We start from the raw sequence: 15521 nt of genomic DNA on the forward strand, positions 1-15521 counted from the left end.
TCTCATGACTTTTCGGGCGGGGCGCAAACGCGCGCCCTTCCCTTTCCCGATCCCCGCCAAACAGGTGTCCCATCTTTTCCTATTGCGCCGATCCTGACACGCTTGACCGCCTCGCCTGGCTCAGCTGTTACCTTACGACCGGAAAGCACATGTCTTTCTACGCCTCCTTCGGGACGGTGCTTTTGCTTTTGGCGGTCACCGCCCCTCTGGCGCTTGGGTTTGGATTTGGCGCCGCGGCCGGATCGCGGTCGCATCTTGTTCCGGTGAAATGGCTGTCTAACCTTTATATGGCCATCGTGCGCGGCGTGCCGGACATCGCGTTTTTCCTGTTTTTCGTCATCGCGCTCGACCAAGGTCTTGAGTGGATGCGCCATCAGGTTCTGTGTTCTGACTGGGATCAGCCGATCCGTCAGGGCAATGATTTCGTCGTCTGCGCAGCAGCCAAGCTGCCGCAGAACTCCGCCCCCGAGGTCTATCACCAGATTTACGGCTTTGCCCTTGCGGTGCTGACCTTTGCCATCGTCTTTGGTGCCTTCGCGGGCAATGTGATCGCGGGCGCCTTCAAAGCCGTGCCCCATGGCCAGATCGAGACTGCAGAGGCCTACGGCATGACCAAGCGCCAGACCTTTTGGCGCATCATGGTGCCGCAGATGTGGACCTATGCTCTACCGGGTCTGTCGAACCTCTGGATGGTGCTGATCAAGGCCACGCCCCTCTTGTTCCTTCTGGGTGTTGAGGATGTTGTTTATTGGGCCAAGGAGCTGGGCGGCACCAAGACTGCGCGCTTCACGGATTATCCCCATGGCGACTGGCGGATGTATTATTTCTTCGGGCTTCTGGTGTTCTACCTGCTGTTCACCAAAGTCTCCGAAGTGGTCCTGAGCCGCATCACCCGCAAGCTCTCCCACGGTCAGGCCACCGCCGCAGGCGAAGCCATGCGCAAAGCGGGGGCAGGCGCATGAGCTGTTCAGACACCATCACAAATTACGCATTTCGCTCTTTGGGCTTTGGCGAACGCCGACTGCCGACTGCCGACATAACGCTCTGCGATCAGTTCACACTGATCGGGTCTGGTATGATCTGGAACATCTATTTCGGCCTTCTGGCGATCCTCTTGGGCTTTTTCTCGGCGCAGGCGATTGCCTTGGCGAAAGCCTCCTCGAACAAGGCCGTCCGCAAACCCGCCGAATGGTTCATCTTCGTGTTCCGCGGCTCGCCTTTGTTCATCCAGTTCTTCTTTGGCTACTTCCTGTTCCTGAGCCTCAAGCAGACCTTCCCGACGTTTGACAACCTGACGGACGCCTGGCTGGGTGCCGCCATCGTTCTTTGGCTCAACACCACCGCCTATTCCGCCGAGATCTTCTTTGGCGCGCTCATGGCGGTGCCGAAAGGCGACCTGGAAAGCGCCGACGCCTATGGCTTCACCGGCTGGCCGCGGTTCCGTCGCATCGTCTGGCCGACCATGCTGCGGCTCGCTTGGCCCGCCTATACCAACGAAGCGATCTTTATCTTTCATTCGACCACGCTGGTGTTCTTTTCCGGCTTTCCGGCCTTGCAGCAAAAGGGCGACGCGCTTTATTACGCCTCCTATTTTGCCGACAAGACCTTTAACCCCTTCATCCCCTATCCGATCCTTGCTGGCTATTTCGTGCTGGTGACGCTGTGCATCATCACCGTCTTTGGCCTGATCGGAAAACGGCTGAACCGTCACCTGCCGCAGGCGCGAGTAAGTCGCCCCCGGCTTATGTCGCAAATTTTCAGATAGTGTGCAGATATGATCTCCCCTCACGGCTGGCTCGCCCAGAACCCCCACGTCAAAACCATTCGCGTCGCAGCGGCTGATCTCAACGGTCAGGCCCGAGGCAAACGCATGTCGGCGCGTTTTGCCGATAAGGTCGAGACCGAAGGCACGCGGTTCCCGCTTTCGGTTCTAAACCTCGACATCTGGGGCGAAGACATTGAGGACAGCCCTCTCGTGTTCGAGAGCGGCGATCAGGACGGGGTGCTTTTGCCGACCGAACGCGGTTTCCTGCCGCTGCCGTGGCTTCAGGGCGCGCCGACTGCACTTTTGCCGATGTGGATGTTCCTTGAGGATGGCCGCCCGTTTGACGGCGACCCGCGCCAAGCGCTGGCCCGCGTTCTCGAACGCTACAAGGCGAAGGGTCTGACCCCGGTTGTCGCGACCGAGTTAGAATTCTATCTGGTCGACGACAGTTCACGTCAACTACGGGTGCCCCGCTCGCCGCGCTCGGGCAAACGCCGCCCCGGTGCGGAAACGCTGGCGCTGCGCGCGCTCGACGCCTTCGACATTTTCTTCTCGGAACTGTTCGAAGCCTGTGAAGCGATGGACATTCCCGCGGACACGGCGATCTCCGAGGCAGGTCTTGGCCAGTTCGAGATCAACCTTGCCCATTCCCCGGACGCGCTGAAAGCCGCTGACGATGCTTGGCTGTTCAAGCTGATGGTCAAGGGCCTCGCCCGCAAACACGGGTTTGCCGCCTCTTTCATGGCGAAACCCTATGACGAATACGCCGGCAACGGCATGCACACCCATTTCTCGATGCTCGATGAGAACGGCGACAATATCTTTGACGATGGCTCAACCGCTGGCACCGACATGATGCGTCACGCCATCGCGGGTTGCCTTGCCGCGATTCCGGACTCGACCATTCTGTTTGCGCCGCATGGCAATTCCTACGACCGTCTCGTGCCGGGCGCCCATGCGCCGACGCGGATTTGCTGGGGCTATGACAATCGCACGGCCGCCGTGCGTGTGCCGGGCGGCTCGCACAAGGCCCGCCGGATCGAACACCGTGTGTCGGGAGGTGACGTGAACCCGCATCTGATGATCGCCGCCATTCTGGGTGCGGCGCTCATCGGCATGGAAGACGAAATGAAAGCCCCGCCGCCGATCACCGGCAACGCCTACGCGCAAGGCCTTCCGGAGATGCCCGGCGATTGGGGCACAGCGATCGACACCTTTGCCGCCTCGCCCCTAATGAAGCGCATCTTCCCCGCCGAACTCGTGCGCAACCTGACGCTGACGAAACGCCAAGAGCTGCGCGATTGGACCGAACTGACGCCCGAGGAACAGGTCGAACTCTATCTCGACACGGTATGAGTCAGCACATTCAGCAGGCATATTGAGCATGCCATGAGAAATTTGATCAAATTTCAGAGTTTCGCCGCCTGCCCCCTTGTCGGGCTTGCGGCGAAACGCTAGCGTCGGGGCATTCCAACGCTTTTGGTGACTTATGAAACTCGGCATTCTGCAATGCGGACACGCGCCTGACCCCGTCGCGCAAATTCACGGGGATTTCACTTTGATGTTCAAACGCCTGTTTGATCGCCCGGATTTTTCCTACGAATATTGGGACGTCGAGCATTTGGACTTCCCGATAGGCCCCGAGGACGCCGACGCCTGGCTTTTGACCGGCTCGAAACACGGCGCCTATGAGGACCATCCCTTTATCGCACCGCTCGAAGCGCTGATCCGCGACATCCATGCCTCAGGCCGCAGGATGTTGGGTATCTGTTTCGGCCATCAGATCATCGCCAAGGCTCTGGGCGGCACGGTCGAAAAATACGAAGGCGGCTGGGCTCTTGGGCGGCAAGCCTATGACATCCCGCCGCTAGGCCATATTCATCTCAACGCTTGGCATCAGGATCAAGTCACGCGCCTGCCCGAAGGGGCCGAGGTGCTGGGCGGCAATGATTTTTGCACCAACGCGGCGCTGGTCTATGATGACAGCATCCTGACCATCCAACCGCACCCGGAACTGCGCCCCCCAATCATCGCCGATTACCTCAAGGCGCGCGCGAATGACCCCACCTACCCCGCCGATCTGATTGCGCGGGCAAAGGACGAAAACGACAAACCGACCGATGACAAACGCTTCGCGGATCTCATGGCCGCGTTTCTCGAACAAGGGCGGGAGGCCCTGATCTGATGGAGTTTCTCGACCAACTTCCCGAAGCTGCTTTGGAATATCTCGACGGGCGCAGGCTCGATGAGGTGGAATGTATCGTCGCCGATCTGTCCGGCATTGCGCGCGGCAAGGCTATGCCCGCCGCGAAATTCGCCAAACAGTCGCATTTCTACCTACCGAACTCGATCTTCCTCCAGACCATCAATGGCGATTGGGTCGATGATGCAGAAGCGCCCTTTACCGAGCCCGACATGGTTCTGGTCCCCGACTTCGAGACCGCGACAGCGGCGCCCTGGACCGGCGATCTGACGCTTCAGGTCATCCACGATGTGCTTGATCAACAAGGCGAGATGGTCCCCACCGCGCCGCGCAACGTCTTGAAACGCGTCGTCCAGCTTTACCACGATCAGGGCTGGAAACCGATTGTCGCACCGGAGATGGAATTCTTCCTCGTCGCCCGCAACGTCGACCCGAACCAGCCGGTCGAACCCCCGATTGGCCGCACCGGTCGCCGCGCGGCCCAGCGTCAGGCCTATTCCATGTCGGCGGTGGACGAGTACGGTCCCATCATCGACGACATCTACGACTTTGCCGAGGCGCAAGGTCTTGAGATTGACGGCATCCTGCAAGAAGGCGGCGCCGGTCAGATCGAAATGAACCTGCGTCATGGCGATCCGGTCAAGCTGGCCGATGAGATGTTCTACTTCAAACGTCTGATCCGCGAGGCCGCACTCCGACACGATTGCTTTGCGACCTTCATGGCAAAGCCCATCCAGGACGAGCCGGGCTCGGCAATGCACATCCACCACTCCGTCGTGGACATCAACACGGGCGAAAATATTTTCTCCAACCCGGACGGCTCTGAATCCGAGGCGTTTATGCATTTCATCGCGGGCCTGCAAAACCACACGCCCTCCGCGATTGCGATGCATGCGCCCTACGTGAACAGCTATCGCCGCTACGTCCGCGATTTCGCAGCGCCCATCAACCTCGAATGGGGCCGCGACAACCGCACCACGGGTCTGCGCGTGCCGATCTCCGGGCCTGAGGCACGGCGGATCGAGAACCGTCTGCCGGGCATGGATGTGAACCCTTACCTGTCGATCGCGGCCTCTTTGGCCTGCGGCTACCTCGGCCTCATTGAGCGTCGCGAACCGCGCGCGGAATATATTGGCGATGCCTACGCCTCAGCTGAGGGCATCCCCGACACGCTGTCCCGCGCGCTCGATCTTTTAGAAAACTCCACGCAGATGCAGGATGTTTTGGGCCAGGATTTCATCCGCGTCTACCTTCAGGTCAAACGTGCCGAAAACGATGCTTATCTTCAGGTCATCAGCCCTTGGGAACGCGAGCATCTCTTGCTCAACGTCTAAAGGGTCGGAAGCGACGATCAAGGGGCCTTCGGGCCCTTTTTTCATGCCGATTTACACCGCACTGCAGCATGTGAATTTTTTGCGAAATTCCGCCGGCCCTCACATGCGACACTAGATTTTTAACCGTCGAACACTTACAGTAAATCCGAAAGAAGAATTCCAAAAAGGTGAAAATATGAGTCTCGGGCCCAATGTCTACGACGCCGAACCAATCCCGGAAGAGGCGCGCGCCATCGTCGAACAGCTGCTGAAATCCGGCGACCTGTTCCGCTACACTGCCGCACAAGACGCTCCCGTGACGCTTTTGGAACAGGAATTCGCCGAAATGCTGGGTGCGAAATACGCGCTGGCCGTGGCCTCTTGCTCCGCCGCTTTGTTCCTGTCCCTGAAGGCTCTGAACCTGCCGCGCGACGCCAAGGTTCTGATCCCCGCCTTCACCTTTGCCGCCGTGCCGTCCTCCATCGTGCACGCCGATTGCAAACCGGTGCTCGTGGAATGCGGCGACAACTACCGCATCGATCTTGAGGATTTCCATGCCAAGATCGAAGACGCCGATGCCGTGATGATCTCCCACATGCGGGGCCACACGTCAGACATGGATGCGATCAAAGCCGCCTGTGACGCGAAGAACATCCCGCTGATCGAGGACGCCGCGCATTCGCTTGGCACCGTTTGGGACGGCCAGAACATCGGCACCATCGGCAAGATCGGCTGTTTTTCCTTCCAGTCCTACAAGCTGTTGAACGCGGGCGAAGGTGGCATCATGATCACCGACGATCCGGAGATTATGGCCCGCGCCGTGATCATGTCGGGCGCCTATGAGCACAACTGGGGCAAGCACAATCCGCAGCGCGACAATGCGCTGGCCGAAGCCTTCGCCAAATGGCAGAACCAGCTGCCGCTCTACAACACGCGCCTGTCGAACATGTCCGCGACCCTCGTGCGCCCGCAGTTGGGCGAAGTGCCGCGTCGTGTGGCAGACGGTCGTCGCAACCACGATTACACCGCAGCGCGTCTGGAAAGCTCGCCGTTTTTGACCGTGCCCGCTAAACTCGACAAAGAGGTCCGCGCGCCCGACAGCCTGCAATTCAACCTCGTCGACTTCACCCGCGAGGAAGCCATCGCCTTTCAAAACGCCGCCAAAGCGCGCGGTGTGTCCGTGCAGGTCTTTGGCCTTTCGACCGACAACGCACGTGCGTTCTGGAACTGGAAATTCTTGGGCGAGACGCCCGATCTGCCGAAAACCCGCGAGATGCTGTCCAAGGCCTGCGACACCCGCCTGCCTGCGCGTTTGACCGAAGAGGATTGCGATTTCATCGCCGACGCACTGATTTCCGCGGCGGCAGAAGTGAAAGCGGTAAAAGTCGCCGCCGAGTAAATCGGCCCCCAAAAGCAAAGAAACGCCTCCCCTCGCGGGAGGCGTTTTGCGTTACAAAAGCTTGAGATAGCCACCTAGCCACGGGTATTGCGCTACCACAGGATCGACAACCTGCTCTTGCAACAAAGGCCCCAACTGCTGGACAATCTCGGTGGCCATTTCCGACATCCCGTCGCGCCGCACAGTGAGCGAAATTTTCCGCGACAAGGGGGCGACCGGCAAAGGAATCGCCTCGATCTCATCGGCATATCGCCCAGCATTCAACACGCCAAGAGACGACAAAACCGTCCAGCCCGAGCCGCCCGCCACCATCGCCAAAATCGCGCGGTAGCTGTCCAACTCGAAGCGATGCGTTAGCGTCATCCCCTCGCTGCTCAGATGCTCCGCCAACATCCGCCCCATCACATGGCGGCGCGTATATTGGATCAGCGGCAGTTTGCCCGGTGCGTCATGCCGGCCTTTTGGCACCACTGCCACAAACGGGTCCTGCAACAAAGGATGACGTTCGAACCACTCCGCACTCTCGCCCAGCTCAGCCGCCACGATCACATCAAGCGCGCGGTTTTCCAACCGATCCAGCAAGCGATGCGACGGCCCGGTCTCCAATTCGAACCGCGTCTCCGTCAGGCGCCCCGCCATCTGCGTGATCATCATAGGCGTCACGGAGGTTTCGAAGTCCTCGACCATCCCCAAACGCAATTGCCCCAGGTGGCTGAGATCCAACCCCGCAATCTCGGAGCGCGCGCGGGCCGCTTCCAACAAAATGCTTTGCGCCCGGCGACGCAACACGCGCCCCGCAGGCGTCAGGCTCATTGGACGTTCGCGGCGGTTGATAAGTTCCGTGCCCAGCGCGGTTTCAAGGTTCGAGATTTGCTGCGACACGGCAGAGGGCGAAGCGCTAAGGCGTTTGGCGGCGGCGGAGACCGAACCTTCTTCTGCCACGGCGAGGAACACCTCGACCCCCCAGAGCGTCAATCGCCCAACCTTGTCACTCATCCCAACGACCTCCCATGTCCTTTGTGCCCTAAATACTCAAAAAACCTCACAGAAAAAAGAAAACCCTGATCCTTGGATCAGGGTTTGCATCATGTCAAAGCGTCCCACTCATTTCATCTTGGAAAGCTTATCCTGAAGATCCGCGAGCTGCTTCTTGATCTCGCTCAGGTCTTCCTTGGTCTCCTCCGGCTCAGCGCTCGGGCCCGACCAGTTTTGCCCCATGCCGCTCGCCATTCCGCCAGTCATCGCCTTGATAAAGGCCTCCTGCTGCGCCTGCAGCGCCTCGAAGCCTGGGATCTGCGTGCCAAAATTCTGCATCATCTGTTCTTGGCCCTGACGCAGCATGTCAAAGCTTTGCGCCAGAAATTGCGGCACAACGGATTGAATGTCGGTCGTGTAGCTGCGGACAAGATCGGTCAGTACGCCCAAAGGCAGCACGTTTTCGCCCCGGCTTTCGTGTTCCGCGATGATTTGCAAAAGATATTGGCGGGTCAGGTCATCGCCGGACTTCAGATCAACGATCTGCACATCACGCCCCTCGCGGATAAATCCCGCGATGTCTTCAAGCGTCACGTAATCCGAGGTTTCCGTATTATAAAGCCGCCGGGACGCGTAGCGTTTGATCAGCAGCGGCGCAGACGTATCTGCGTTTTTTTTATCGGTGGCCATATTGGGCTCCCCTCCCTTTATTGGCAATGAACCGAGCCTAAGCGAGCAATGCTGCAAAAGCAAAAGAAATCCGGCCGATAATGTTAACGCAACCAAGGCGTGCATCGCGGCTCGGAAAGCCATGAAAAAACGGGCCTCCGAGGAGAGAGGCCCGTTTCACGATCCACATTTTCAGGGAGGAGGAAAAATGTGGAGAAGTTACTCGTACTGAATTCGAACGCTTACTTCGCCGTCGCTTTTTTCGCGGCTTTGGTCATTTCATCGGTCGCTTTTTTGGCAGCGGCGGTCATGTCTTCGCCCATGTCTTTGCCAGCGGCCAGCATCAGCTCGACGGTTTCCATTTGCACTTTCTTAGCCACTTCCGCGAAGGCAGCCATGTTTTCGGCGGCCATTTCAGCTTGGGCGGAGGCAAAATCGGTCAACGCCTTGGTGTAATCGGTCGGCTCTTCTTTCACGGTGGTGATGTCGGAGACTTTGGTCAGGGTGTCTTTGGTCCATTTCGAGGAAATCTCGGTGGATTTCTCAGCGGCTTCGATTGCCACTTTGGACATTTTCTCAGCGAGCGAAGCTTGGGTTTTGAAGCTTTCCTGCATCGCGGACATGTCAATCGGGAAAGAACCCATCATGTCTTTCATCATCTTGGTGAAGTCGTCGGTCTTGGCCATATCTCGTAGTCCTTCTGGTATTTTGCGAAATCGGCCCCTACCGGTTGGTATGGGTTTTCGCTTTGTCTGCGCATCTGAACGCCCGTTCAGCTTGCGTCTGCACAAACAATATGCATGCCGCAGTGCAGAAAATCAAGAGATTTATGCTGCGGCGCAGAATACACCTAGGAATGTCGAGTTTTCAGGCACTTGCCCAAGAACGAACCAGAAGATTCAGGGCGTCGCTTGGGATTTAACGTAATTGCCCGGCGCCGGACCGAGGATTTCCGCCCCCGAATCGCCAGGGACCCGCGCAGGGATCATCTTGCCCGACCGCGCACGTAGCCACTTCTCCCACCGAGGCCACCACGACCCCTCATGGAACTGCGCCTCTGCTTTCCATTCTTGCGGAGACAAAGTCAGATCGGCGTTGGTGTAATGGCCATATTTCTTTTTCGAAGGCGGATTGACGATGCCCGCGATATGGCCGGACTCGGACAGGATGAATGTCTTGTTCTTCGACCCCATCTGGCGGACACCGTTGTAGGAGCTGTCCCAAGCGGCAATGTGGTCCGTCTCACAACCGATGGCACAAAGTGGTACGGTGACTTCGGAGAGATGCACCTTGGTGCCGCAAATCGGAAAGCCCGTGGTGGCCAGTTCATCGCGCTGGCACAGGCCCCGCAGATATTCCACCGCCATCTTGCCCGGCAGGTTGGTCGCGTCGCCATTCCAATACAACAGATCAAAGGCCGGCGGCGCCTCGCCCATCATGTAGCTGCGGATGGCGGGCTGATAGATCAGGTCGTTGGAGCGCAGATAGGAGAATGTCCTGTTCATATAGAGTGATTTCATCAGGCCGGTACGCTTGGCCTCCGCCTCGATCCCGTCGACGAAATCGTCATCGAGGAACACACCCACCTCGCCCTGATCGGAGAAATCCGTCAGCGTCGTAAAGAAGGTTGCGGATTTCACTGACGTATCGCCGCGCTGCTTCATCAGGCCCAGCGTGATCGACAGCGTGGTGCCCGCGATGCAATAGCCGATGACATTGATCTTCGGCTCTGCGGTGATCGTTTTGACCTGTTCGATCGCCGTCAGGAATCCCTCTTCGACGTAGTCATCCATCCCGACATCGGCGTAGCCCTCATTCGGGTTGACCCAAGAGACGACAAAGACCGTGTAGCCCTGCTCCGTGATCCATTTGATCAGCGAATTCTGTTCGCGCAGGTCGAGGATGTAGAATTTGTTGATCCAGGGCGGAAAGATCAAAAGCGGTGTCTTATGCACCTCTTCGGTCAGGGGCGCATATTGGATCAGTTCGAACATCCGGTTGCGAAACACCACGGAGCCTTTCGAGGTGCCGATGTTTCCGCCCACCTGAAACGCGTCCTTGTCGGCGAGGTTGACGATCATTTCGCCACTGTGATCTTCGAGATCGCGCACGAGGTTCTCCAAGCCTCTCACAAGGCTCTCGCCATCGGTCTCGAGCGCTTGCTGTAAAGCATCCGGGTTGGTCGCGAGGAAATTCGTGGGCGACATCATGTCGATGATCTGCCGGGTAAAATAGTCCACGCGCCGACGATCCCGGGCGTCCATCCCTTCAAGACCGGTGACGGCGTTCTCCATCGACTCGGCGTTCATCATGTATTGCTGTTTGAGAAAGTTGAAATAGGGGTTGCTCTGCCAGAGCGGGTTCTGGAACCGACGGTCTTTCGGTGTCTCGTCGGGCGGCGGCGTCAGATCACCTTGGCTGAGCCTCTTCTGCGCTTCGACGTAATGCTTGAGCGTCTTGCCCCAATGGCTCACCTGATGCTCGATCACGCGGGCCGGATTGTTCATCATTTCGGCCATGTAGGCACTCGCGGCCTTGAGAAAAAGCTCCTGACTGGGCCCCTGAAGCGCGGGAGGAATCGGCTTTTTCTGAGCCAAAGCAGAAACAAGTCGCGAAGAAAGCTCTTCGATTTTGACAATATTCTCGTTGAGCTTGTCCAAATCCTGTTGTTTTTCCTGCGTTTTGACCTCTCCATCACGAGCCATCGCGCATCCTCCCCAATTTTTTGCACTTGCAGCATCGAAAAATGCTGTAAGACTATATCAGTTACGATAGCGACAGACTTGTCCTGTGGGAAGACGCAGCCGAAGATTGCGATACCGCAGCGCGCACTCTCCCAGAGGTCAGGCCTGTATCACGCACAAACAGGAGGCCCACATGCGCTTTATGGCAACCTACGATCTGATGGAAACGATCCGCAACACCAACCAATGGCTGGGCGCCACCGCTCAGGCCTTTGGCTCTTACCCGGCGGTTGCGATGATGCCCAACCCCGGCATTCAGTGGCTCACCGCCTGGGGTCAAGTGACCGAACGCGCCTTTTCGCGCATGGTCGCCAAACCCGACTGGGGCATCGGCTCGGTTGTGGGCGAAGATGGGCGCGATCACCTCGTCGACATTGATGTCGAAGTGGCGAAACCCTTCGGCGATCTGATCCATTTCAAAGTGCAGGGCCGTCAGGAGATGAAACGCCGCGTGCTTTTGGTCGCGCCGATGTCCGGCCACTACGCCACGCTTTTGCGTTCGACCGTCATCTCGCTCCTGCCCGATTGCGAGGTCTATGTCACCGACTGGCACAATGCCCGTGACATTCCGGTCTCCGAAGGCAAATTCGATGTCGAGGACTACACCCTCTACCTCGTCGACTTCATGAAACATCTGGGCCCGAACACCCATGTGATCGCCATCTGCCAACCGGCACCGCTGACGCTCGCGGCCACGGCCTATCTCGCCGAAGAAGATCCGAAGGCGCAGCCCCGCTCTCTAACCCTCATCGGGGGGCCGATCGACCCGGACGCGACACCGACCGAAGTCACAGATTTCGGCAACCGCGTCACCATGGGCCAGCTCGAAAATTCGATGATTCAGCGCGTCGGCTACAAATACAAAGGCGTCGGACGCAAGGTCTATCCGGGGCTGTTGCAGCTGTCTTCGTTCATCGCGATGAACATGGACAACCACTCCAAAGCCTTCGCCGACCAGATCGCGCGCGTCGCCAAAGGTGAGGCGGGCGAACATGACCGCCACAACAAATTCTACGATGAATATCTCGCCGTCATGGATATGACCGCCGAATTCTACCTCTCCACCGTCGAGCGCATCTTCAAAGGCCTCGAGATCGCCAAGAACGAATTCGTGGTCGCTGGAAAACGGGTCGACATCGGCAAGATCACCGATGTGGCAGTGAAAACCGTCGAAGGTGAAAATGACGACATCTCCGCGCCGGGCCAATGTGTCGCCGCGTTGGATCTTTGCACCGGCTTGCCGGACAGCAAAAAGGCCGCGCATCTCGAACCGGGCGCCGGGCATTACGGGATTTTTGCGGGCAAAAGCTGGCGCAACAACATCCGGCCCTTGGTGCTCGAATTCATCGACGCCAATTCCGGCCCGCGCATTGTGGGCGGCAAGGACGCCCAAGCGAAAGCAGGCTAAAAGGACGGCACACTCGAAGACGGCGCCGAAGCGCGCCGTTTCTTTGAATATTTCTGCTGCAATGACGACTTAGCGCAGGACAAAGGGGGCCTCGGCCTCCAACCATGTCTTGAGTGCCTGCGAAACGGTGCGCGGCGCCTCCAGCATGGGTAGGTGCCCGGCCTTTTCTATCAGCACCAGATCTGCACGCGGCATAAGCTGGGCGATAAAGTCCTGACGCCGGGGCGGGCAGACCGTATCGGCCGCGCCCCCGATCACCAGAGCCGGAATGCGCGCGCGGCGCAGGACGTTTTGATGATCCGGGCGACGTTGCAGGATGCGCGATTGCGTCAAATAAGTCTCAAGCCCCGCCTCCATCGCCATGTCGAGCCAATGATCGCGAATAGCGTTGCGATGGGGTGACTCATAGAGCGAGGTCGAGGGCAGTTCTTCGAGCAGCACCTCGCCGTATCGACCGGTCTTGGCCTTGATCATCCGCGGTTCGCGGGCGGCGGCGGCATTGGGCGGCTCGGCCTGGGCAGAACCGGAGATCAACGCGATACGGCTCACCCGCCCAGGCGCGCGGCGCAGAATTTCGGTCGCAACAGAAGCCCCGAGATCATGCCCCGCCACCGCGAATTTCGGCGGTGCGACGGCCAACACCGCGTCGGCCATTTCCGTCAGGTTTTCCCCAATCAAAGGTGCGACCATCACCGCATGGTGGCGGCTCAGATCAATGATCTGATCGGCGAACACCCGGCCATCGGCCAGAAATCCGGGCAGCAAAACGAGGCTCTCGGTCATAGATCAATCCACAGAAAAACTTATACTTTTTTTGTCACATGCCGCAGGACGGGCGGTCAAGAAGAGCACTGATCAACTCTGCGTTCATATGCGCGCCAGCACATCAAAGATCGCGGCTTCGATGATTTTAAGGCAATCAACAGTAGAGAACGAATGATCTGCACCTTTGACCAGCGTCAGGCGGATATCATCGCCCGCCGCATGCTCGAACAGCTGCATCGCCGTCTCGACCGACACCGATGTGTCCGCCGTGCCCTGCAAGAACCGCACCGGGAAGGGCAGCGCAAGCGGGCTGCGCAGGATCAGGTGATCACGGCCGTCCTCGATGAGGCGCCGGGTGATCGGATAGGGTTCTGCATAGTCGGAGGGCACCATGACGACGCCCTCATCCATGAGCGCCTGACGCTGTGCCTCGTCGAACCCGGCCCAGAACCCGTCTTCGGTAAAGTCAGGTGCTGCGGCGATGGTGACGAGGCCACCGACGCGCGAGTGAATGCGTCTGCACATCAACAGCGAAATCCAGCCGCCCATGGAGGAACCGACGAGAATTTGCGGGCCGTCCGTCAACGCTTCGATCACCGCCTGCGCATCCTCGGCCCAGTCGCCAATCGCACCATCGCGAAAGGCCTCAGAGCTTTCGCCATGCCCCGAATAGTCGAACCGCAAGAAGGGCCGTCCCTGTGCCGCCGCCCATTGTTCCAGCGCGACGGCTTTGGTGCCCGCCATATCTGACATGAACCCGCCAAGGAACACGACGCCCGTGCCCTCGCCCTCAAGGCGATTGTAGGCGATGCGGCGGCCGGAGGGGGTGTCGAGATAATCGGTCATGTTGGGCTCCCTTTTGAGATGAGTGCTATCGGTCCTGCCGAAGGTTTGCAATCAATCGCGCATCAGTCTTTTTCCATGGCGAAGAGCGTAAAGCCCTTTTCGACCTCTTCGAGACGGAAAGCCACTGCAGCGCCCGCAAACGCCAGACCCGCAAAGGTCAAAAGGGCGGCATGCGGACCGATGGCCGATGCCGCGGCGCCAATGACACCCGACCCCAAAAGGATCACGCCGATCACCGTGTTGGCAACCGCGGTGTAGGCCGTGCGCTGGTCTTCGGGCGCGAGATCGACAAGGTAGGTGGAGCGACCCTGACGCACGCCGTGATAGCAGATCATGAGCAGGAATAGCGACAATGGTATGGCCCAAGAGGTCGCGGAGAGCCCCATGAAATCAAGAGCAACGCCAAGCACAAGTGCGGCAGCCCCGAAGAGGCCGGAAAGCGCCAGAACGGTTTTCGACGAGCGATCCGCCAACCGTCCCCAAACGTAAGACGACAGAAAAGACGCAAGTGCGGAGGCAAGAACGGAAGCCCCCAAGGCCTCAAACGTGCCATTGCCCGCCTCCGCGCCCAGGACGATCAGATAGGGCGGGGCCAGTGCCGTGCCGGTCAAAAGCCCGCGTGCATAGATAAACCGGCGCAGCATGGGCTTCTCTTTGAGGAGCTTGAGCTGGGCCAGTACTTTGTCCCGACCTTCTCCGGGGTCCTTTTTCTCGCGCAGAGTGGAAAAGATCACAAAGGCCAGCCCCCAAAGCACCGCTGCGAGGGCCAGCGCGCCAAGGACCAAAGCATAGCGGTCGACAGGGAAGAAAATGAGCAAGAGCGCGAAAGCCACGACCACAATCGAGGACACAGAGCTCGCAGCGCCAGTGACCGCACCGCGCCGGGTCTTGGCGATAGTTTTGCCAAGGATGTCTTTGTAACTGACCGAGGCCACGGAGCGGGACACCGCCAGAAAGGCGACGGCAACACAGGCCGCGAGGCCCGCCGCCCAACCTGAAAGCGTCAGACCAATGAGCACGAGGGCAGCCGCCGCTATCCCCTGCCCCAGACAAGCCAGCGCCCAAGCCCATTTGCGTTGCGCCATGCGGTGAATGCGGGGCGCGGTGAAAAGCTGGGGCAACAAAGCGCCCGCCTCACGGATCGGCACCAAAAGCCCGATGAGCGCGGCGGGTGCGCCCAGATGCGACATCAACCATGACAGGACAAGTTTCGGATCGAACAGCCCATCGGCGGATTTGGTCATCGACAAAGCGCCGACATGGCACAGGAAATTTGTGGGTTCGGCTTGCGTCGCCTGATCGCTCAGACCATTGGCCGTGTCTTGCGCGTCTGCGTCTCGCAGTTGTGCCCCGCTCAGGGTGCGAAACAGACGCTCGGAAAGAGACATTTGGGAAACCTTTCACATTGACTTTACACATTCAAACGAAGACATA

General features: G+C 58.8%; 14 protein-coding genes. 7 read left to right on the forward strand and 7 right to left on the reverse strand.

What is annotated here, in order from left to right; translation table 11 throughout:
- Positions 1 to 71 precede the first annotated feature (71 nt).
- From J5Y17_RS10935 to J5Y17_RS10960, 6 genes are all read left to right on the forward strand, one after another.
- Positions 72 to 962, forward strand: a complete 891-nt coding sequence (locus J5Y17_RS10935; protein ID WP_219785365.1) for an ABC transporter permease subunit — start codon at positions 72 to 74, stop codon at positions 960 to 962.
- Positions 959 to 1765 (forward strand): ABC transporter permease, encoded by an 807-nt coding sequence (locus J5Y17_RS10940; RefSeq protein WP_219785289.1) that lies wholly within the window; start codon positions 959 to 961, stop codon positions 1763 to 1765. The genes J5Y17_RS10935 and J5Y17_RS10940 overlap by 4 nt, the downstream gene beginning before the upstream one ends.
- Positions 1766 to 1774: 9 nt before the next feature.
- Positions 1775 to 3121, forward strand: a complete 1347-nt coding sequence (locus J5Y17_RS10945; RefSeq protein WP_219785290.1) for a glutamine synthetase family protein — start codon at positions 1775 to 1777, stop codon at positions 3119 to 3121.
- A gap of 205 nt (positions 3122 to 3326) precedes the next feature.
- Positions 3327 to 3950 (forward strand): type 1 glutamine amidotransferase, encoded by a 624-nt coding sequence (locus J5Y17_RS10950; protein ID WP_370628920.1) that lies wholly within the window; start codon positions 3327 to 3329, stop codon positions 3948 to 3950.
- Positions 3950 to 5302 carry a glutamine synthetase family protein gene (locus J5Y17_RS10955; protein ID WP_370628922.1) on the forward strand — a complete coding sequence of 451 codons (1353 nt, stop codon included), beginning with the start codon at positions 3950 to 3952 and terminating at the stop codon, positions 5300 to 5302. The genes J5Y17_RS10950 and J5Y17_RS10955 overlap by 1 nt, the downstream gene beginning before the upstream one ends.
- Before the next feature lie 175 nt (positions 5303 to 5477).
- Positions 5478 to 6680 carry a DegT/DnrJ/EryC1/StrS aminotransferase family protein gene (locus tag J5Y17_RS10960; protein WP_219785292.1) on the forward strand — a complete coding sequence of 401 codons (1203 nt, stop codon included), beginning with the start codon at positions 5478 to 5480 and terminating at the stop codon, positions 6678 to 6680.
- Positions 6681 to 6731: 51 nt separating this feature from the next.
- On the opposite strand, the gene J5Y17_RS10965 is transcribed toward J5Y17_RS10960, so the two are convergent.
- The 4 genes from J5Y17_RS10965 to phaC all read right to left on the reverse strand — a co-directional run bounded on the left by J5Y17_RS10965 (position 6732) and on the right by phaC (position 11029).
- On the reverse strand, positions 6732 to 7676 hold the full coding sequence (locus tag J5Y17_RS10965) for a LysR family transcriptional regulator (protein WP_219785293.1): 945 nt from the start codon (positions 7674 to 7676) through the stop codon (positions 6732 to 6734).
- Between the two features lie 108 nt (positions 7677 to 7784).
- A complete protein-coding gene (gene phaR, locus J5Y17_RS10970) occupies positions 7785 to 8345 on the reverse strand; it encodes a polyhydroxyalkanoate synthesis repressor PhaR (protein ID WP_219785294.1) in 561 nt (186 codons plus the stop codon).
- Between the two features lie 221 nt (positions 8346 to 8566).
- Positions 8567 to 9010, reverse strand: coding sequence for a Phasin (locus J5Y17_RS10975; RefSeq protein ID WP_219785295.1), 444 nt, complete (start codon positions 9008 to 9010; stop codon positions 8567 to 8569).
- A gap of 213 nt (positions 9011 to 9223) precedes the next feature.
- Entirely contained in the window at positions 9224 to 11029 is a 1806-nt protein-coding gene (phaC, locus tag J5Y17_RS10980) for a class I poly(R)-hydroxyalkanoic acid synthase (protein ID WP_219785296.1), read from the reverse strand.
- 172 nt (positions 11030 to 11201) lie between these two features.
- Here phaC and phaZ point away from each other — a divergent pair, with 172 nt between their 5' ends.
- Entirely contained in the window at positions 11202 to 12476 is a 1275-nt protein-coding gene (gene phaZ / locus J5Y17_RS10985) for a polyhydroxyalkanoate depolymerase (protein ID WP_219785297.1), read from the forward strand.
- 69 nt (positions 12477 to 12545) lie between these two features.
- Here the strand turns inward: phaZ and J5Y17_RS10990 are convergent, their stop codons facing one another.
- From J5Y17_RS10990 to J5Y17_RS11000, 3 genes are all read right to left on the reverse strand, one after another.
- Positions 12546 to 13259: an alpha/beta fold hydrolase gene (locus J5Y17_RS10990; RefSeq protein ID WP_219785298.1), complete on the reverse strand. Its 714-nt coding sequence runs from the start codon at positions 13257 to 13259 to the stop codon at positions 12546 to 12548.
- A gap of 84 nt (positions 13260 to 13343) precedes the next feature.
- A complete protein-coding gene (locus tag J5Y17_RS10995) occupies positions 13344 to 14087 on the reverse strand; it encodes a carboxylesterase (RefSeq protein ID WP_219785299.1) in 744 nt (247 codons plus the stop codon).
- A gap of 62 nt (positions 14088 to 14149) precedes the next feature.
- Positions 14150 to 15475 (reverse strand): MFS transporter, encoded by a 1326-nt coding sequence (locus J5Y17_RS11000; RefSeq protein WP_219785300.1) that lies wholly within the window; start codon positions 15473 to 15475, stop codon positions 14150 to 14152.
- Positions 15476 to 15521 lie beyond the last annotated feature (46 nt).

The sequence above is a fragment of the Celeribacter sp. PS-C1 genome (assembly GCF_019429625.1).
GTDB lineage: Bacteria > Pseudomonadota > Alphaproteobacteria > Rhodobacterales > Rhodobacteraceae > Celeribacter.

What these genes read in the sequence shown, in the direction of transcription:
- J5Y17_RS10940 (WP_219785289.1), top strand. Translation starts at nt 959, where the DNA reads ATGAGCTGTTCAGACACCATCACAAATTACGCATTTCGCTCTTTGGGC.
- J5Y17_RS10945 (WP_219785290.1), top strand. Translation starts at nt 1,775, where the DNA reads ATGATCTCCCCTCACGGCTGGCTCGCCCAGAACCCCCACGTCAAAACC.
- J5Y17_RS10950 (WP_370628920.1), top strand. Translation starts at nt 3,327, where the DNA reads ATGTTCAAACGCCTGTTTGATCGCCCGGATTTTTCCTACGAATATTGG.
- J5Y17_RS10955 (WP_370628922.1), top strand. Translation starts at nt 3,950, where the DNA reads ATGGAGTTTCTCGACCAACTTCCCGAAGCTGCTTTGGAATATCTCGAC.
- J5Y17_RS10960 (WP_219785292.1), top strand. Translation starts at nt 5,478, where the DNA reads ATGAGTCTCGGGCCCAATGTCTACGACGCCGAACCAATCCCGGAAGAG.
- J5Y17_RS10965 (WP_219785293.1), bottom strand. Translation starts at nt 7,676, where the DNA reads ATGAGTGACAAGGTTGGGCGATTGACGCTCTGGGGGGTCGAGGTGTTC.
- phaR (WP_219785294.1), bottom strand. Translation starts at nt 8,345, where the DNA reads ATGGCCACCGATAAAAAAAACGCAGATACGTCTGCGCCGCTGCTGATC.
- J5Y17_RS10975 (WP_219785295.1), bottom strand. Translation starts at nt 9,010, where the DNA reads ATGGCCAAGACCGACGACTTCACCAAGATGATGAAAGACATGATGGGT.
- phaC (WP_219785296.1), bottom strand. Translation starts at nt 11,029, where the DNA reads ATGGCTCGTGATGGAGAGGTCAAAACGCAGGAAAAACAACAGGATTTG.
- phaZ (WP_219785297.1), top strand. Translation starts at nt 11,202, where the DNA reads ATGCGCTTTATGGCAACCTACGATCTGATGGAAACGATCCGCAACACC.
- J5Y17_RS10990 (WP_219785298.1), bottom strand. Translation starts at nt 13,259, where the DNA reads ATGACCGAGAGCCTCGTTTTGCTGCCCGGATTTCTGGCCGATGGCCGG.
- J5Y17_RS10995 (WP_219785299.1), bottom strand. Translation starts at nt 14,087, where the DNA reads ATGACCGATTATCTCGACACCCCCTCCGGCCGCCGCATCGCCTACAAT.
- J5Y17_RS11000 (WP_219785300.1), bottom strand. Translation starts at nt 15,475, where the DNA reads ATGTCTCTTTCCGAGCGTCTGTTTCGCACCCTGAGCGGGGCACAACTG.